Genomic DNA, 19,034 nt, shown 5'->3' on the forward strand with positions numbered 1-19,034 from the left:
TTACTCTGCCTACATTGGTTTTCATTTACATTATCTTACTTTTCCTTCACAATGATCAACGAATAATAACCTGCATCATCTGGAATTTCTTCCACACTTCTATAAATTTTCTCATCTGGCATTCCGCAATTTTCGATCATCTCGGCTTTGTTACCAGATGCTTTGATCTGTGCTTTTACTTCCTGCATTTTTTTGCCGGTTTTCATCAGAACCTTCGTTCCTGGAAGCTTTAATGCTTCTTCTATCTGATAGGAGGCAGGGATTACATGAAGCTGCTGGGATTTTTCCACCAGTCCTTCATTAAATCTGGCACTGACTGCGCAAAAGGATGTAATGCCGCTGATGATTTCCGTTGCATATCCCAGCTGCTCCACCCTTTTATGAACATAAATGTATGTAGAATATACGGTTGGATCTCCCAGGGTAAGAAATACTACATTTTTTCCTTTCTCAAGCCATTCTGCAATTATTTTTGCTCCTTCATCATGAACACGTTTCAGTTCTTCTCTGTCTTTGATCATGGGCATTGGCAGGGAAATCATCTGTTTGCTGTCAATTTCCGGATACGCACCTTTCATGATCCTGTATGCTACAGATTCTTTTGGGTTTTCCCCTGGAAAAGCCAGTATATCTGCTTCCTTTGTAAGTCTTAAGGCCTTTAAAGTGATCAGCTCCGGATCCCCTGGGCCAACTCCTACGCCATATAATTTTCCTGTCATAGATCTCTCTTTCTGAAATAGTTTTTAAACATAACTACTCTGTTTTTATTTTTTGCTCTCATAAACTGAACATATCTTTATTCGTAAAAATGCCCTGCAACATACTGTCCATGCCTGCAATCTGCACACTCTATCATCCCGCTTACATTTGAAGTTTAAGCATTTCATCCTGCTTTTGAATTTCCTGAATCAGTTCACCGGCATCTCTTGTTTTTCCCAGATATCCATATACATTGTTAAAAACAACCGCACCAAGCTTAATTTGTTCATAAGAACGGTGATCCAGATAAAACTGGATTCTTTCCATAATTTCTTGCATTGCAGGCTCTAAAAGGCCTTTTTCGTGCAAAATATCAAGGGCATCATCTGTGGTATTGCAATTCAGGATATCTCTTGCAGTATCTCCATCCGCTCCCACTCTGAGGGCATTGGCTGCAAGCACTTCCATACGGGCATCTGCACTGTGGGAATGGGTGTTCATAATTCCTGCTGCTACCTTTACAAACTTGCCAATATGGGCCACAAACAGGATTCCTTTCACTCCCATATCCACAGCCATATCAATGGTTTCTCCCACATAATTGCTGCACTTAATATTTCGTTCGAAAGGTAAGGTCATGTGCTCACGCAGATAATCTGCCCCATAGTTTCCCGGAGTCACAAGAAGGTACTTCTCGCCTTGGGTAAAGTGCTGCTTCATTTCCACATGAATGCTTTCTACAAGAGCTTTTTCACTCATAGGCTCCACAATTCCGGAGGTTCCAAGAATGGAAATTCCCCCTGTGATTCCCAGCCTGGGATTAAAGGTCTTCTTGCCGATCTCTACACCTTCCGGAACAGAAATCACAACCTTCAGCCCTCCCTCATAGTCATGGGAAACTGCAGCTTCTTCTGCTTCTCGAAGGATCATGGCACGAGGAACAGAATTGATCGCAGCTTCTCCTACTTTCTGGGAGAGCCCGGGTCTTGTAACTCTGCCTACGCCCACTCCGCCATCTATGACGATTCCGGCAGTATCCGTCTTCCACACTGTAGCATACACAAGAATGCCATTTGTTGTGTCCGGATCATCTCCGGCATCTTTTTTCACTGCACAGGTAACCTGATTTTCACTGATCTGAATGTCATGCAGTTCCAGGTCAAGGAGGATTCCCTTGGGAGTCATAAGCGGTACAGATGTTAACTTTTCTTTTCCCAGAAGCATCAGGCAGGCGCCCTTGCAAGCTGCTGCCGCGCAGGAACCTGTAGTATAGCCAAAACGCATTTTCTTCTGTCCGCGAATCACATAATAATCTTCCAATCCTGTCTTATGTTCCATGTTTCTTGCCTCCAAAGCTATGAGGAACCCGCTATGCGGGTTTCCGGGATTGTGACGGCAATCTTCACGTCCGCCCCATCTGTTACGTAAATAAAAGAAGCCCTGTCCTGACAACAAAGCTTCTTTCCTATCAGTCTTATCCCGGTTGCCGCAGGAAATCCTGTTTCTGAAAAAGCAACCAGTATCTGACTGTACAGTAACGGACTTGTGCAGGAATTACACCTGGCTTCCTGATCATGCTTTTCCCTGTTTTTATCCGTTACATTATATAATTTTGCCATTTAAAAGTCAATAAAAGGGGATCGCTTTCCTTATCTTTTGCAGTTACCTTTTGCAGTTACCTTTTACACAACTTTATGTTCCATCCATTTTCCACTCTTAAACCGCAGACCAAACACGATCGCACGTACCGTCCAGTCTGTGAACATTCCGATCCAGACAGCCATCGGTCCCATGCCACATACCCGGATCAGATAAACGCACAGGCAAAAGCGGAAGGTCCACATAGTAATGCAGGAAGTAATCATGGAAAACTTCACATCTCCTGCCGCACGCATGCCGTAAGCCGGAATAAACGCAAACATCCATACGATTGGTTTCACAATGGTGATCCAGAACATCATATCAAGACACATTTCAGCGCTTTTAGCTTCCATTCCACCAATCATGGTAATCGGCCGTGCAAGGACATATACCACTGCACAGCAGGCGATGAGAAAGACTTCGGAAAAGATCATCAGTTTCTTCATATAATAAACTGCCTCGTCTTTTTTTCCGGCTCCAAGGCTCTGTCCCACTACTGTCATAAGTCCGATTCCAACACCAATTACAGCTGTTCCATTTAACATCTCCAGCATATTGGTCATAGCCTGGGCTGCAATTGCAGTGGTTCCAAGCGTAGAGACTGTAGACTGGATTGCCAGCTTTCCAAGCTGGAACATGCTGTTCTCTATACCAGAAGGAATACCAAGAGCAAGAATCCTGCCAATCATTTTTCCATCCGGACGGATTTTCAGATAATCACGTACCACAATTGGCTGCCTGTCTTTTCTAAGCTGATAAAGCACTACCACTGCACAAAAAATTCTGGATACCAGTGTAGAAATGGCGGCTCCGGCAACTCCCATATGAAATACCCAGATCAGGATTCCATTTCCCACAATATTCATCACATTGGAAATAATGGAGATTACCATCGGTCCTCTGGTGTTTTCCTGTGCACGGAAAATGGATGCTCCGGCATCATAAAGCGCAATAAAAGGATAGGACAGCACAGTATAAAAGAAATATACCATGGAATTCTTCATAACATCCGCGTCTACTTTTCCGAAAATAAAGCTAAGAAGCGGTGCACGGAAAGCAAGTCCAAGCACAACGATGAAGACAGAAATGGCTGTTATAATAAAAAGTGCCTGCCTGGCTGATTTGTTTGCCATCTCGTGATTCTTCTGGCCAAGATACTGGGTACAGATAATGGTACCTCCTGCTGCCAGTGCAGAAAAGGCCTGAATGATCAATACATTGATGGAGTCCACAAGAGAAACGGCGGAAATGGCCGCAGAACCTACATTGCTGACCATCATAGTATCTACCGTACCCATCAAGGCATTTAATAGCTGTTCCATAATAATAGGAACAAGAAGCGCCCGGAGCATTTTGTTTGTAAAAAGATGTTGCTGTTGTTTCATATGTTTTCTCTTTTTCCTTAAATATATAAATAGTTCCTGTCGCATGGATGTATATCTCATAAAACTGCTTCAGATACTTCCATGCAAATATTTTCTGTGCTATTATACACCTTGAGCGAAAAAAATACAGTATTTAATTACGCACAATCCTTATGTTTCAACATAATTTTAATACAATTTCAGGAGGAACACCTTGGACAGAATTCTTACATACACGATACAGCCAGAGCAGGAAGGAATGCAGCTTCTTGATTTTCTCAGGAACAAGGGCTTTTCCCGGGGAATTTTATCTTCCATGAAGGCAGATAAAAATGCGATTCAGCTAAATGGGGAGCGGGGATTTGGGAAATCAGTTCTTCAGGTCGGAGATTCTCTTCACATACATATTCCGGAAGCGGACAACACTGAGAATATCCTGCCTGTGAGAATGGACCTTTCTATTCTATATGAAGATGAAGATATTTTAGTCATAAATAAGGCGGCAGACATGCCTGTGCACCCTTCCATTGGAAATTATGATAATACACTGGCGAATGGAGTTGCCTGGTATTTTAAAGAAAAAGGACAGCATTTCGTCTACCGCTGCATCAACCGTCTGGACAGAGACACCACAGGAGCCCTGATCCTGGCGAAAAATCCTTATAGTGCAGCAGTTCTCTCTGCCCAGATGAAACAGCGTCAGATCCGGCGTACCTATCTGGCAATTGTACAGGGAATCGCACCAGAGCAAGGAACTATTGATGCGCCTATCGGGCGCGCAGCAGATTCCACCATCGAAAGACAGGTGGATTTCGCAAATGGGGAAAGTGCGGTCACACATTATGAGCGATTAGACACCTATCATTCCTACTCTCTCATCGAGCTCCATCTGGAAACCGGACGCACTCATCAGATCCGTGTGCATATGAAGTACATTGGACATCCGCTGCCAGGAGACTTTCTCTACAATCCAGATTACAGAATTATAAAAAGACAGCCCCTGCACTCCTTTCAGCTGGAATTTGCTCACCCTGTTACAGGAGAAAACATGTGTATGACTGCCCCTGTCCCAGAAGATTTTGCAGATGCCTTTCATCGTTCCTAACGGCAACCGAATTCGGGCAAAACAGGTCAGAACCTCATAACCGTGAAGTTCTGACCTGTCTCATTTTTCATTCTCAGAAAGCTTATAATTCTTTTCTGTTCTTCTCATATATAATGAGCAAACCTTTTAACAAAAGATCCTCATCCAGCAAAATCTTCCGCTTGCAATGTGGGATAATCTTACGGGCAAGACCACCAGTTGCAACAACTGTAATTTTCTGACCAAGCTCTTCTTCAATTCTGTCAACAATTCCGTCAAGGGCTGCTGCATTGCTGTAAATCACACCGCTTTTCATGCATTCAATGGTATTTTTTCCAATGATGCGCTTCGGTGCTTCAATACTGATTCCGCTAAGCTGAGAAGCACGGGCAGTAAGGGCATCCAGGGACACTCCCATTCCGGGAAAAATCATGCCTCCCACATAATGCTTCTTCTCATCTACTACGCTTACCGTACTTGCAGTTCCCATATCAATAATTGCCAGTGGAAGAGAATATTCATGAATTCCTGCAACTGCATTTGCTACAAGATCTGCTCCAAGCTGTCCGGGATTATCCATCAGGATATTCAGTCCTGTTTTTACACCTGGTCCCAATACCATAGGTTCTTTTTTCAGAACCTTTTCAGCTGCAAGCTTCACGGCATTGGTAATCTGCGGTACTACAGAGGAAATAATGCAGCCTTCAATATCAATCCGCTTAATATGATATAAATCCAAAACTGTCTTCAGGTCAACTGCGTATTCCAGTTCTGTTTTTGTACGGACAGTGGAAAGTCTCTCAATGAAATAGGTTTGCTTTGAATCAATGCAGCCAACCACAATATTTGTGTTTCCAATATCAATTGCTAAAATCATTTTTTCCTCCATGATTTCTCTATCATCAGCCAGACTGCTTTCAGCCGCAATCAGCGGCCATTTTTGCAAACAGTCTGTCTGTTTTCAATTTTCTTAAACTTCTGCTGTTTTTACCACTTTCTCAGATTTCTTCTCTGTTTCCGGAAGAAGCCTTGCCTTGTAAAGGGCTGCACCTACAGCGCCTGTGATAACGGTAGCGGAAAGCATTTCACATACTGCGTTGATTCCTACAAATGTACAGATGAACAGAATCACGTTTTTTCCACCCATAAGTCCCTGTACATACTCGGTATTTCCAAAAAGGCAAACCAATAACCCCATAAAAAACAGAGTATTTAAAAATGCGGAAAGAAATCCTGTTACAGCACAGGAAAGATAAATATTTTTTGATTTCCTGCGGACTCCCCGGAAAATATATCCAAGAAGAAGTCCGTCAACCAGTCTTGGAATAAATCTCTGAACAAACGCCAGGAATGGATTGATTCCGAATAAGGTAACACCCATAAGGCTGGTACCTCCAATGCCGATACACTGACCAAAGCTGGTAAGTCCGAATACGGCTCCCGCGATGGCTCCGCCTACAGGTCCCATTGTAATTGCGCTGACGGCAACCGGAATAATATTAAAGGTGATTGCAAGAGGCCCGATATTCAGGTATCCAAGAGGTGTGTAAGCCATAAGAAGCAGAATTGCGATCATAAGGCCCAGTAAGGTGATTTGAGATGTTGTAAATTTTTTGTTCATATTGTCCTCCTTGTTATCGTTCCCTATATTAGAGCCTGTTCAGACCCAGGGATACAATACGGTATGGAACAGCGGGCATGTTTTTTTGGTATTTACCCGCCACTCTGAAAAATGTGTTATCCTCTGTCCAGATTTACAAAATACAATCTGCGAATATAACACCAGTGCCACTGCCTGCGGCTTCGCAAAAGATTTATAAATGCTATCAAAATGACAGCCTGTAAATAACTATCTGCGAACTCTCTCAAGCAGTATTTTATCCAGGATCTTACCGGCTGCATCCTCCTTGCTCATTAGCGGGAGTGATACTTCCTCATCCTGTGTAATCAGAGTCAGAACATTGGTGTCCCCCTGGAATCCGGCACCTGCCATTTTTACATTGTTGGCAGCTACCATATCCAGATTTTTCCTGGTAAGTTTGACTCTGGAATTACCGATCATATTCTCTGTTTCCATGGAAAAGCCACAGAGAAACTGTCCATCCGGTTTGTGCTCTCCAAGATATTTCAGAATGTCATCTGTTCTCTCAAGGGCAATGGACATGTCATCGTCTTTCTTTTTGATTTTCTCATCGCTCACACTGGCCGGACGATAGTCTGCCACTGCTGCTGCTTTAATGATAATATCCTGTTCCTGACTGACAGAGGTTACAGCTTCATACATATCTCTGGCTGTTACCACCGGAACCACTCTTACAAATGGCGGCGGTGTAAGTGCAGTACGTCCACTCACCAGTGTGACATCTGCTCCGCGCAGCATAGCCATTTTTGCAATGGCATAGCCCATCTTGCCGGAAGAATGGTTGGTAATATAACGGACAGGATCAATTGCTTCCTGGGTAGGACCGGCGGTAACCAGCACCTTCAGCCCTTTCATATCCTTCTCACAGGCACACTCTCTCAAAATATAGTTTAAAAGAGTCTCCGGCTCCGGCATTTTTCCTGCTCCGGTATCGCCACATGCAAGATAGCCCACAGCAGGATCGATCACTTCGTATCCATAATGCTCCAGGATTTTTAGATTATCCTGAACAATGGGGTTCTCAAACATATTGGTGTTCATCGCCGGAGAAATAAATTTCTTGCATCTGCATGCCATAATGGTGGTTGTAAGCATGTCGTCTGCAATTCCATGAGCCAGCTTGCCTATCACATTGGCACTTGCCGGTGCGATCATCACAACGTCAGCCTTTTTCGCAATGGACACATGCTCTACCTGGAACTGAAAATTCCGGTCAAAGGTATCCACAAGGCATTTATTCCCGGTAAGTGTCTCAAAAGTAATGGGATTAATAAAATTAGTGGCATTTCTGGTCATTAGCACATGAACGTCTGCCTGCTGCTTCTTCAACGCACTTGCAAGATATGCGATCTTATATGCTGCAATACTTCCAGTAACTCCCAGAAGAACTGTCTTTCCCTCTAACATTATCTTCCCTCATCTCTCTTTGAAATCTTTTGGACAAAATTCATCTGTTATTTTATACCTTTTGTCCGTACCGCTTATTATAATGCAAAGAGACGTATGAATGCAATGTATTTTTTATATGTTCAGCTTTTCATACATAATTTACCTTTATATGCATCTTTTCTTTGTTTTATTATCTGTTATAATAGCCTTGGACTTTTAACAGCCATTCCAGAGCATGTAAAAAAATCCTTCCCGTAACGTGCACACCCCACTTTGCGGGAAATTTTGCCATCTGTTTTCGTCTTTGATAATAAGGATACTACAAAAGAAAGGAACCATTATGAACTACCAGATCACACAGTGGTGCGCCCACTTTATCTCAGAGCATGTAAAAGAGGGAGAGCTTTGCATTGATGCCACCATGGGTAACGGAAATGACACTCTGCTTCTTTCCCGTCTTTGTGGGGAAAAAGGGCATGTACTCGCTTTCGATATTCAGGAAATGGCACTTGCCAATACAAGAGAGCGGCTTGAAAAAGAAAATGCCCCTCACAATTATGAACTGTTTCTGGATTCCCACGTAAATATGGGAAAATACGCAGAGCCTGTGAGTGTAAGCTGCATTGTATTCAATTTCGGCTATCTGCCGAAGGGCGATCATACTCTTGCCACAAGGGCAGAATCCAGTATTCAGGCACTTACCGTATCCCTGTCCCTTTTGAAAAAGGGCGGGATCCTGATGCTGTGTATCTACAGCGGCGGAGATTCCGGGTTTGAGGAACGGGATGCACTGCTGAAATGGCTGAAGGTGCTGGATTCCAGGAAATTTCTGGTTATTAAAACAGAATATTACAACCGGCCTAATCATCCGCCTATGCCCGTACTTGTAGTCAAACTGTAACTTGTATACAAAAAGCAACAACTTTTTCCCATGTATTTACTCAAAAAACACCCCTTAGACAGACTACAATTATTTGTGTCTGCCAAAGGGGTGTTTTATCTTCGGTATTCTCAAACTGTACTTTATCAATCTATAATGGTAACGCTTGTCATCACCGGCTGCTCATCTGCTGAAATAGTTCCATTGTTATCTGTAGGCTTTGCATCCTTGCAGATCTGGTCAACAATGTCCATGCCTTCTGTCACATGTCCGAAAGCGGCATACTGTCCATCCAGATAGGTACTGTCAGACTGCACGATAAAGAACTGGGAGCTTGCACTGTCCGGGTCTGAGGATCTTGCCATGGAGATCACACCTCTCTCATGGGAAATATCGTTCTTTACGCCATTCTCAGAAAACTCGCCCTTAATAGTCTCATCAGAGCCTCCTCTTCCGGTTCCTTCCGGATCTCCGCCCTGGATCATAAATCCATCAATAATACGGTGGAAAGTAAGTCCATCATAGAAATGCTCCTGTGCCAGTTTCACAAAGTTGGTTACACTGATAGGTGCTGTGTCCGCATCCAGTTCCACCTTAATGGTACCGTAGTCCTTCACCTCAATCTCTGCATGATGAAGACCGGTAAGAGGCTCTGAAGTATCCAGAACAGTGCTGGTATCGTCTGCTGTCTCATCTGTACCTTCTCCATCCCCGGAACCGTCTGTAAAGCCGGAAACTTCTTCCTCCGTTCCTTCTGACTGATCAGCACTATCATCTGTACTTTCCTCTTTTGTTTCTTCTGTGTCTTTATTTTCTTCTGTGTTCTCTTTAGTATCTGCTGCTTCTGTGCTCTTGCTTTCCTCTTTCGTATTATCTGAACCACAGCCTGCCAGCATTCCTGCGGAAAGAGCTGCCACCATCAGCATTGCCAGAATTTTTCTTTTTTTCATGATTTTATGCCTCCAATTCTTGATGCCATCTTTTTCTATTATAACGAAAATCACGTAAAAAACAATTGTTTTCACAGATTGTTCAATTTCTTTTTCTTTGTCTTGCCACAGCTTGTATTGTCTGCTAAAATCAAGAAAGAATTTATGAGAAAGCGAGGTCTTTTTTATGGAAAAGATTACCAGTTTCACAATAGATCACATCAAACTTCAGCCAGGCGTTTACGTTTCCCGCAAGGATCCGGTTGGAAATAGTGTGATCACCACTTTTGACATTCGTATGACTTCCCCAAATGAGGAGCCTGTTATGAACACAGCAGAGCTTCACACCATTGAGCATCTTGCTGCTACTTTTCTTCGCAACCACAAGGAATTCGGACCGAAGATGATCTACTGGGGACCAATGGGCTGCCGTACCGGCAATTATCTGCTGCTGAACGGAGATTATGAATCTAAGGATATTGTTCCGCTTATGGTTGAAACCTTTGAGTTTATCCGTGATTTCCAGGGCGAGGTTCCTGGTGCTTCCCCGAAAGACTGTGGAAATTATCTGGATATGAACCTTGGAATGGCGAAATATCTGGCTAAAAAGTTCCTGGATGAAGTGCTGTATGATATCAAACCAGACAGACTGGTTTATCCGGAATAATTTGATTTGATATATTCAGAAATCTCCCTCTTGCCATTTCATGGCAGGAGGGAATTTCTTTAGTACTCAAAAAACGCTATGCAAACGATAATATCATCCATTTACATAGCGTCTTTCATCTCATCATTTCATCTCTTAAATTTCTAGCCTGTCAGCCTGCAACAGCCTCATCAGCTGCAGCATCTGCACTTCCTTCTGTAGCTGCCTGATCAGCAGTTCCATCTGCGGCTGCACCGTCAGCTGCCACTGCACTTACATAATCACCGGATACATAAGCAGTCTGTCCCTCATAGGAAACCTCAATCCAGCCATTGTCGCATACACCTGTACTTGTAAGCTGTGTACCGCTTGTTACACCTGCGATCCAGGCAGCATCTGCACTTGCATCTGCACGAAGGTTAATATCTGCATTCGCAACATATGTACCATCCTGCTTGGTTACATTCACACCGCTTGCAGTCTGCTCTACAACTGGTTCTGGAGTAGGAGTAACTTCTGGTGTAGGAGTTGCCTCAGGGGTTGGTGTTGGAATAGGGGTCGGGGTTGCCTGTATAACTGTAACGCTTGCTCCTGCACCTTCCTCAAATCCACATCCAGGGATGCAAAGTGCTGCGCCCAGAAGCAAAACGGCTAATGCTGCTTTTTTCATAATATAGTTCCTCCTTTACAAAGCAATGGTGCTTTGAATTGATTCATCTTCTTTTCATATAATATTACAAAAACAGACTCATTTCGCGAATCGTTACAATTAATATACAGTATTATTACAAATTATGCAACCCCTAAGTGTATCTTTGCAATAAAGCATATCCTTCAGATTCCCAGAACAGCAGATATCTTAATCTCCTTTTCCGTTTCACTGAGATCAAAGTCGCCGCCATCTTCCACAGTCATGTGTACCTCATACAGTACATCTTCGGATAATGTATCCGGTATTTCACCATCTTCTGTCTGGATATGCCATTTCTCTGCCGGAACTTCTTTCAAGGTACCATCTGTGCCATATGCATACAGCTTCAGAGAACCTGTTTCCCCAGAGATTCCTTTCATACGTATTGCAACGGTTGTATTCGGATGCACATTCTCAATTGTGATCGTATTCAGCCATCCTTCCACATCTCCCAGGCCACCATCTGCCGCAAATTTCTCCTGGCTTAACACATTGCGCATTGCCTGATCCAGATCAACCTTACGATAAGGCATTTCCGGCAGATAAACGAATCTGTCCTGAAGTCTCAGAAGTTCCAGATAACCGGTAGGACAATAAAGTGAATTTCCGCTGTTTCCGGCATACATTCCGATAGCCATGTTGTTGTACATAGGCTTGCTGGCAACATCCATGGAAAAAACAGTTTCACCGGTCTCAAAATCAAGTATAATATACTGCCACATACCGGTTTCCAAATTCTGTACATATCCGTAGATATATCCGGTTGCCGTAGATAATTTCATCATGGAAGTATCTGACAGATCACTTCTGCACCAGATACTCTTCATTTCGTATCCATCCTCAGTCTTAATCGTATCTACGCGTTCCACACCCGGCGTGATCATTTTATTTCCCTGTTTCAACCAATTTTCATCATAAATATTTGTATAACTCTGAATGGAGGAATCACTGTCCTCTTTTCCCAGGTTGGCACTTCCTGCACCAAACCAGTTACATACGATGGTACTTACGGTTCCTGCACCGTTATCATACACGATCGCAGAATTTTCAACAGATACCTGACTGCCCTCCGGAAGTTCATCGATTACAGGGAGACTTGCAACAACTTCTCCTGTTTTCATATCCAGGGCAAGAAGATTTACGGTCTCCTGATTATCAGTAAACATCACCAGATCTTTTGTAAGGGATGGAGAGCATCCGCTGCCCCAGGCAAGACCTCCGCCAGTTGTTTCATCCCCTTCTTTGCTTTCTTTCGCACCAGCACTCTCGTAAGGAGTTTCCCAGATTTTCTTCACCCCATTGTCTGCCTGAAGCAGATAACAGTTCTGATTCGTCAGGATCACTGCTCCATCCTTGGATGCTGCAATTCCGTTCTCTGCACCCTCTCCCGGAGCCAGCTCATATACGAAGACTGCATCTGACAGATCAGTTTCCTCTCCATTTAAAATGGCATCAATAGCTGTACGGGAAATATAGCCCATAGCACCCTGCTGTTTCCTGTCAGGGTAAATACGGAATCCTCCGGTTGCAAACCAGAGATTTCCTTCATAGTCAAACACTACAGCAAGAAGATTTTGATCCAGTGTTTTTCCAAGTGCTGCCTCTGCTGCTGCTTTAATATCAATATCCAGCACTTTCTCAAATTCCGGAAGTACGTTTCCGTCTTCATCTGTTGCTTTCAGCATCAGCACATGGTTATTATTGGTCGGACACACCAGACGGTTACTCTCATCTACAAAGGAATAGGAACTCTGGATCAGATATTCTCCATTGTCATGCTGTTTTGGAGAAAAATATCCCAGTGTCTGTGTTTCCTCTGCATTGATATCACGAATTGCCAGTCCACCAAGCAACGGAACCACTGCATGTCCATAGGAATCGAAAAAGATAGCCGGAGACGCATTTGCATTGGTTTTTTCATAAGAAACATTGATTTCTGAATAAATGCCTACCGGTAATACTTCGTCTGTGGAATCTGTATTGTAGCAATCATGATGAATATTGGAATCACTTGCTGCCATATAAGGATTCTCGTCAATAACCTTCTGTGTAAGTGTCTTTATGGGCAGTTCTGATGTCTGAGCTGTATTTTCCTCCGTCTGTGTTTCTTCTGCACGTACCATATTTATTGATGGTTCAGATGTTGCTGCAGCCATAAAAGTGATCATTGCAAGAATTAAAGCTCTTTTCTTCATATTGTTTTCCTCCTGAGTGTTTTTATCATATTACCTTACTGCGTTCAAACCAAATGGAAAGTCCTTCTTTTATTTTTTGCTCTTCCATAGGTTTCATAAAAAAATATTCTATCCGCATCCTGAACGCATGAAGCGAAAAATCAAGATCACTGCACCAGATGATCCCACATTTGGGATACAGGGAACGAAGATGTTCTGCCGCATTCAGACCGGACACACCAGGTAATGCAAGAAACACCACTGCCGGTACTGTTTTTCGTGTCCACTCAAAAAATTGTTCCTGATCCTGATAGATTTCAATCAATGGAAAAATTTTCTTTTCTGTACAGTAATTCCTGATATATTCCGCACAGTTCTGTCCTTCCTGTTTCTGATCAGTCAATATAGCAATACAATACACGACATCCCTCCTTTTCCATCTGATGTCTCCCATTTGTTATTCTCATTATAAAAAAGTCGAAAATTATTTCAATAATTCTGTCACGAAACGACAGAAAATGACACGAATTGTAAATCTATGGTATTTAGATAATTTTAAGTTTGGGGAATTGTCTGTCGGAGCGGACAGGGATTAATTTCTTTTTTTAGCAGTGGCATCACATCTATATTTTATATACTCAAAGAAAACAGACTGATCCACATATCTTCTGTAGAAGCCAGCCTGTTTTCTTATTGTTTTACAATGTGATCTTGTACGTGTTACAGGAACATTTTCCCATTCCATAACTTATACCCGCTCAAATACCACCGTCACCTGCCCGCCGCAGATCATTCCAAGACTGTCCTGGCCGTCTGCTGTTAAGGCATAGTGTTTTACTTCTTTTTCTTTTACTTCTTTACAATGACTGATGGCTTCGTACTCTACTTTGCCGCCGCCAATGCTGCCTGTAATGTGTCCGGACGGTTCTACGAACATTTTGCTTCCTACTCCTCTTGGAGAAGAGCCGGATTTCTCTGCGATGGTGACCATGACACCATGACGACCTTCCAGAACTGCTGTCTCTACTTTTTCATCACAGTAGGCGGAATAATGCTGATTTTTTACCTTAATGATCTCTGCCATAATGCTCACTGCAATTTCCTCCGGAAGCTGCCCGCCAAGAGGAATTCCGATTGGTGCATGGACTTCGTCCAATTGCTCCAGAGTGTAACCTTCTTTTAGAAGATTTTCCCTGGTGATCCGCACTTTGTTTTTGCTGCCGATCATGCCAAGATATTCGTAGGGACGATGGAGAAGCCTGCGAAGGCAGTCTGCATCACCAATGTGGCCTCTGGTAAGGATTACATAATAAGTGTTATCGTAAGGCGTAATGTACTTATCCAGTTCTTTAAAATCACCGTAGACCAGCTGGTCTGCTTCTGGAAAACGCTCCTTTGTCACGAAATATTCTCTGTCATCCATGATCGTTACATGGAAACCAAGCATTTTTCCCAGATGAGCAGTAGGCTGGGATACGTGACCGCCGCCAAAGATCACAAGCCTTGGATTCTTGCGGTAATCTTCTACGAAAAGCCGGTGACCGTCTGCTTCTGTCACTTTTGTCTCTTTCGTCTCACTCAGAATATTCAGATAATTATCCCATATGGAAGCATCTTCCGTTTTCTCGGGGATCAGCTGTACACCTGATTTTTTTTCAGCAGCTTCACCACAGTTTTCTTCTCTAATAACCGTTTCTGGTTTCAAAATGCACTTCTTTCCCATATATAGTCCATCCAGAAAAATTCCAGTTTTTGCCCTGCCTTTTTCATCAAGAATCTGATAAATTTTATTATACATGATTTTTCACTCCATCCTGTCATATCAACTACCCATCCCTTCCTGCCATCATTACCAGGCATTCTTTAATCAATCCCTGTTATTGGCAAGAGGATGATGCAGCGGTTAAAATTTCATTGCACCTTTCATTCCTATATATTATAATACATCCGGAGGAATTTTCACAATGAAGAAAAAAAGAATTATGGCCAGTTTTCCCATTCGGATTCTGGCAGTCAGTATACCCGGCCTCCTTGCAGGCCTGTTTTTAAATGTCACAAGAACTATGGGACTGACCTCCGGGGCTTTGAATCTGGTGGTTACAGCCCGTTATGTGCTAAGTCAGATAATCACCTTTCTGGCACCGCTGATCATTATCGGTCTTGTGGCATCTTCCATTATTTCCGTAAAAAAAGCTCCCACACCAGCCACCGCGCCAGTTGTCCGGATCACTTATTTTTCCATGCTTGGAGCCGCAGCTTTCGCATCCGTTCTTGGATATCTGATCATTCCAAGACTTCCGGTATCCACAGACAGTTTATCTTTCCGCTTCCTGCCGGATACCTTGTTTGAGCTTCCCATTCCAGCACCGGTTTCTGCACTGAGTGCGTTAGTACTTGCTATTTTGCTTGCCCTTGGTGCCTGTTGGACCAATGCAGTGCGAACCAAAGAGCTTTTGCAGGAGTTTCGGGGAATTACCCTTTCCCTGATGTCCAGAATTCTTCTTCCACTGTTACCTGCTTATATCGGGCTTTCTCTTTGTACACTGGCTTATCAGGGATATTTCATCAAGTATCTGCCACTGTTGCTTCTGGCACTTATTATTATAATTCCGGCTTATATGGTCTGGGTGTTGGTTCTGTATCATATTGCAGGCTCTTATGCCGGAGAAAAGGCATGGGGAATTCTGAAAAATTATATACCGGTCTGTAAAATGGCTTTAAGAACCCATTCTTCCACAGCTGTGGAAAAATATTCACAGAAAGCAGCTGACAAATGTGTGCCGCTTGATTCCGAGCTTATCAAAGAGGCAATTCCTCTTTTTACCCAGATTCATCACTGTGGTTCTGTGCTTGCAGAGGTATTCTTCGCTATGATGATCTCCCGTATTCTGTACGGCTCTGTTCCTGCACCGGGAACTATGTTGATCTTCAGTATTTTGCTTGCCACCTGTTCCATTGGTACACCCGGGCTTCCATGGGGAACCGTAATGGTATCCCTGGGAACCCTGACCGGAATCCTGAAATTCGGAGATTCCGGTATGGCGCTGATGTTCGCTGTTTTTGCACTGAATGATGCTTTTGCAGCAGCATGTAATGCCACATGTGACGGAGCCGCTGCACTGTTTCTGACAGGATATGTAAAAAGACATGATTTTTCAAACAGGCTCTAGGCCAGCGGCTGTCTCAGCCCTCTCTTAATATAAGCTCCAAGTTTCTCCTGCACCAGTTTTCCTTCATCCACAGCAAGGTTTCCGCGAAGGAATACTTTATCAATATCTCCATGGACTTCAAAACCCTCATAGGGGTTGTTATCTGTATTATAGGCATGTGTTTTCGCAGAGATCACGTTCTCTTTTTCCGGATCAAATACTACAATGTCTGCGTCGCTGCCTTCGGCGATAGCTCCTTTGTTTGGATATACACCGTACAACTTAGCTGGATTTTCACACAGAAGCTGGCACATTTTCTCTACTGTAATTTTTCCGGTGCGCACGCCGTAAGTGTAGAGAAGAGTTCCCCTTGTCTGAACTCCCGGCAGGCCGCCTGGAATCTTGGTAAAATCCGCTTTTCCCATTGCTTTCTGGGCAAGGGTAAAGCTGCACTGGTCCGTAGCTACTGTCTGGATATCTCCATCCGCCAGAGCTTTCCACAGGCAGTCCTGATCCTCTTTCTTGCGGATTGGCGGAGCGCACACATATTTGGCACCTTCGAAATCAGGTTTGGAATAAACGCTGTCGTCCAGAAGAAGATACTGAGGACAGGTCTCTGCAAATACGGTCTGACCATTTTCCCGGGCACGGACGATTTCTTCGTATGCCTTGCGGTTGGTCAAATGTACCACCATGACCGGAGCTCCTGCTTCCTTCGCAATTACAAGAAGACGGTGTACTGCCTCGGCCTCCATAGTATCCGGACGTACAAGAGGATGATTCTCCGGACCCAGTTTTCCCTGTGCTTTCGCTTCCTGGATCAGTGCGTCGATCACGCCTGCATTTTCACAATGTACGCCTGCGAAACAGCCTTTTTCATTTAAGGCCTTTATGATCTTATAAAGATCCTCGTCGTCTACGATCATTGCCGGGTAAGTCATATATAGCTTGAAGCTGGTAATGCCCTCATTGATCATATCCTGAATTTCTTTCTTTGTCTCCTCATTCCATTCTACAATGGACATGTGAAAAGAATAGTCACAGGAGCATTTGCCATCAGCCTTTTTGTGCCACTTCTCAAGACCCTCTTTCAGGGTATGACCTCCTTTATCCTGTGAAGCAAAATCAATGACCAGAGTGGTTCCTCCAAGGATTGCCGCTCTTGTTCCTGTCTCGAAATCATCTGCTGTTACAGTACCAGCAACCTCCAGGTCAAAATGGGTATGTCCGTCAATAAATCCCGGGAAAAGAAGCTTGCCGGATACATCCACCACTTTGGCATCTGGCTGTGAAAGATCCTCTCCTACTTTTATGATCTTTTCGCCTTCCACCAACACATCCTGTTTCCTTGTGCCTGCACCTGATATTACGGTTCCGTTTTTCAAAAGATATTTCATACAACAGATCCTCCCTTCACATTTCTATGGTTATCTGCAATTTCCAAACCAGTCCTGTATTTATTTTTCTTCCACATTGACTTGCATTTATACAAAATAACCAATTTTATTTACCTTATATCTTATTTTAATGTAAATATACCACATGTAATTTCCATCTTCAACAAAATAAATACGAATTTTTTTAAGCCTTCAATAATTTTTTTGTAAAATTGTCTTTTTATTTTTTTTCTGACATGTTATTATAAAAGAAACAAGTCATTCGTTACTATCTGCAATATACGAATACAGGTTACTGTTCACTACGTTCACAGCAACCCGCTTCGCGATGCACAGAAATCATGCCTTGCATGATTTCGCGCCGACATTCTCGGGTTTTCTGTGAACTCTGTTCACAAAAAACACCTCGCGGAACGCTCCCAGTGAACAGTAATAAATACAGACAGGATGCCCGGATTCTATGCGGAGATTTCAGGCATCGACCCATGGCAGGATTTTCCTGCTCTTAATAAAAAAATCAAATCCAAAACAGGAGGGAACAAATATGGGAAGATTAACTGTCTTAGAGCAGATTGCGCAGGATATCGCAGCAGAATTCGGGAACGACTGCGAGGTCGTCATCCATGATCTGAAGACAAAAGAACCGGAACATTCCATTATCTATATAGTAAACGGACACGTAACCGGACGAAATGTAGGTGACGGTCCATCGGACGCAGTTTTCGACGGCATCCGCCAGAAAGGACGGGGAAGTGACTGTGCTCCAGCCGACCACAATGGTTACCTGATGAAAACAGCAGACGGCAAGATTTTGAAGTGCAGTACTTCATATATAAAGGACGATGACGGCAGCCTTCACTATGTATTCGGCATCAACTACGACATCACCAAGCTGACCCTGATCAACAGTGCCCTTGATGATCTGATCACCCCGAAGAACAAAGAAGAGAAGCCGAAGCAGATTACTCACAGTGTCAACGATCTTCTGGATCGTCTCATTGAAGAATCCGTGAAGCTTGTAGGCAAGCCGGTAGCTCTCATGAATAAAGAGGATAAGGTAACTGCGATCCAGTTTCTTAATGATTCCGGAGCTTTCCTTATTACAAAGTCCGGAGATAAAGTAGCGAATTATTTTGGAATCTCTAAATATACGCTTTATAGTTATATTGATGTAAATAAGTAATATTTTAGTTATTTCTTTTTATTTTATAACAAAAATAACATATTGGATACATGTTATAAAAAAGCCATATAATACCGTTTTGATATGCCCCTTGTCAAGTAGACAGGTGAGATATCTAAAGGTAAGCGACAAAAATACCTACATTTCATTTTGGAGTGTAGGTATT

17 protein-coding genes are annotated in these 19,034 nt (G+C 43.2%); 5 read left to right on the plus strand and 12 right to left on the minus strand.

Annotated features, from left to right (window positions below):
* Window positions 1-35: 35 nt before the first annotated feature.
* From cobI to LIZ66_RS15475, 3 genes are all read right to left on the minus strand, one after another.
* The gene (cobI, locus tag LIZ66_RS15465) at window positions 36-719 is read right to left on the minus strand and encodes a precorrin-2 C(20)-methyltransferase (RefSeq protein ID WP_173716582.1); all 684 of its coding nucleotides are present in this window, start codon (window positions 717-719) and stop codon (window positions 36-38) included.
* 142 nt (window positions 720-861) lie between these two features.
* Window positions 862-2,037: a cobalt-precorrin-5B (C(1))-methyltransferase CbiD gene (gene cbiD / locus LIZ66_RS15470; RefSeq protein ID WP_173716583.1), complete on the minus strand. Its 1,176-nt coding sequence runs from the start codon at window positions 2,035-2,037 to the stop codon at window positions 862-864.
* A gap of 344 nt (window positions 2,038-2,381) precedes the next feature.
* Window positions 2,382-3,725, minus strand: coding sequence for an MATE family efflux transporter (locus LIZ66_RS15475; protein WP_173716584.1), 1,344 nt, complete (start codon window positions 3,723-3,725; stop codon window positions 2,382-2,384).
* A 193-nt stretch (window positions 3,726-3,918) separates the two neighbouring features.
* Between LIZ66_RS15475 and LIZ66_RS15480 the strand changes: the two genes are divergently transcribed.
* On the plus strand, window positions 3,919-4,809 hold the full coding sequence (locus LIZ66_RS15480) for an RluA family pseudouridine synthase (RefSeq protein WP_173716585.1): 891 nt from the start codon (window positions 3,919-3,921) through the stop codon (window positions 4,807-4,809).
* An 82-nt stretch (window positions 4,810-4,891) separates the two neighbouring features.
* Here the strand turns inward: LIZ66_RS15480 and LIZ66_RS15485 are convergent, their stop codons facing one another.
* From LIZ66_RS15485 to coaBC, 3 genes are all read right to left on the minus strand, one after another.
* Window positions 4,892-5,665, minus strand: a complete 774-nt coding sequence (locus LIZ66_RS15485) for a type III pantothenate kinase (protein ID WP_173716586.1) — start codon at window positions 5,663-5,665, stop codon at window positions 4,892-4,894.
* 93 nt (window positions 5,666-5,758) lie between these two features.
* On the minus strand, window positions 5,759-6,409 hold the full coding sequence (locus tag LIZ66_RS15490; protein WP_173716587.1) for an ECF transporter S component: 651 nt from the start codon (window positions 6,407-6,409) through the stop codon (window positions 5,759-5,761).
* A gap of 228 nt (window positions 6,410-6,637) precedes the next feature.
* Entirely contained in the window at window positions 6,638-7,837 is a 1,200-nt protein-coding gene (coaBC, locus tag LIZ66_RS15495) for a bifunctional phosphopantothenoylcysteine decarboxylase/phosphopantothenate--cysteine ligase CoaBC (protein ID WP_227200780.1), read from the minus strand.
* Window positions 7,838-8,156: 319 nt separating this feature from the next.
* Here coaBC and LIZ66_RS15500 point away from each other — a divergent pair, with 319 nt between their 5' ends.
* On the plus strand, window positions 8,157-8,720 hold the full coding sequence (locus tag LIZ66_RS15500) for a tRNA 5-(aminomethyl)-2-thiouridylate-methyltransferase MnmM (RefSeq protein WP_173716609.1): 564 nt from the start codon (window positions 8,157-8,159) through the stop codon (window positions 8,718-8,720).
* A gap of 125 nt (window positions 8,721-8,845) precedes the next feature.
* Here LIZ66_RS15500 and LIZ66_RS15505 read toward each other — a convergent pair whose 3' ends face one another.
* A complete protein-coding gene (locus LIZ66_RS15505; RefSeq protein ID WP_227200779.1) occupies window positions 8,846-9,649 on the minus strand; it encodes a peptidylprolyl isomerase in 804 nt (267 codons plus the stop codon).
* Window positions 9,650-9,815: 166 nt separating this feature from the next.
* On the opposite strand from LIZ66_RS15505, the gene LIZ66_RS15510 reads away from it, so the two are divergent.
* Entirely contained in the window at window positions 9,816-10,295 is a 480-nt protein-coding gene (locus LIZ66_RS15510) for an S-ribosylhomocysteine lyase (RefSeq protein ID WP_118579904.1), read from the plus strand.
* 151 nt (window positions 10,296-10,446) lie between these two features.
* On the opposite strand, the gene LIZ66_RS18605 is transcribed toward LIZ66_RS15510, so the two are convergent.
* The 4 genes from LIZ66_RS18605 to LIZ66_RS15535 all read right to left on the minus strand — a co-directional run bounded on the left by LIZ66_RS18605 (window position 10,447) and on the right by LIZ66_RS15535 (window position 14,937).
* Window positions 10,447-10,944 carry an SH3 domain-containing protein gene (locus LIZ66_RS18605; RefSeq protein ID WP_148462873.1) on the minus strand — a complete coding sequence of 166 codons (498 nt, stop codon included), beginning with the start codon at window positions 10,942-10,944 and terminating at the stop codon, window positions 10,447-10,449.
* Between the two features lie 164 nt (window positions 10,945-11,108).
* Window positions 11,109-13,160 carry a PQQ-binding-like beta-propeller repeat protein gene (locus tag LIZ66_RS15525; RefSeq protein ID WP_227200778.1) on the minus strand — a complete coding sequence of 684 codons (2,052 nt, stop codon included), beginning with the start codon at window positions 13,158-13,160 and terminating at the stop codon, window positions 11,109-11,111.
* 25 nt (window positions 13,161-13,185) lie between these two features.
* On the minus strand, window positions 13,186-13,560 hold the full coding sequence (locus LIZ66_RS15530) for a response regulator (RefSeq protein WP_148463369.1): 375 nt from the start codon (window positions 13,558-13,560) through the stop codon (window positions 13,186-13,188).
* Between the two features lie 327 nt (window positions 13,561-13,887).
* On the minus strand, window positions 13,888-14,937 hold the full coding sequence (locus LIZ66_RS15535) for an XdhC family protein (RefSeq protein ID WP_227200777.1): 1,050 nt from the start codon (window positions 14,935-14,937) through the stop codon (window positions 13,888-13,890).
* Between the two features lie 166 nt (window positions 14,938-15,103).
* Between LIZ66_RS15535 and LIZ66_RS15540 the strand changes: the two genes are divergently transcribed.
* Window positions 15,104-16,309, plus strand: coding sequence for a cation:dicarboxylate symporter family transporter (locus LIZ66_RS15540; protein WP_227200776.1), 1,206 nt, complete (start codon window positions 15,104-15,106; stop codon window positions 16,307-16,309).
* On the opposite strand, the gene hydA is transcribed toward LIZ66_RS15540, so the two are convergent.
* Window positions 16,306-17,685 (minus strand): dihydropyrimidinase, encoded by a 1,380-nt coding sequence (hydA, locus tag LIZ66_RS15545; RefSeq protein WP_173771980.1) that lies wholly within the window; start codon window positions 17,683-17,685, stop codon window positions 16,306-16,308. The genes LIZ66_RS15540 and hydA overlap by 4 nt on opposite strands.
* A 544-nt stretch (window positions 17,686-18,229) precedes the next feature.
* On the opposite strand from hydA, the gene LIZ66_RS15550 reads away from it, so the two are divergent.
* A complete protein-coding gene (locus LIZ66_RS15550; protein WP_118583386.1) occupies window positions 18,230-18,868 on the plus strand; it encodes a helix-turn-helix transcriptional regulator in 639 nt (212 codons plus the stop codon).
* Window positions 18,869-19,034: the final 166 nt, after the last annotated feature.

The sequence above is a fragment of the Blautia faecis genome (genome assembly GCF_020554845.1).
Taxonomy (GTDB): Bacteria; Bacillota; Clostridia; order Lachnospirales; family Lachnospiraceae; genus Blautia_A; species Blautia_A faecis.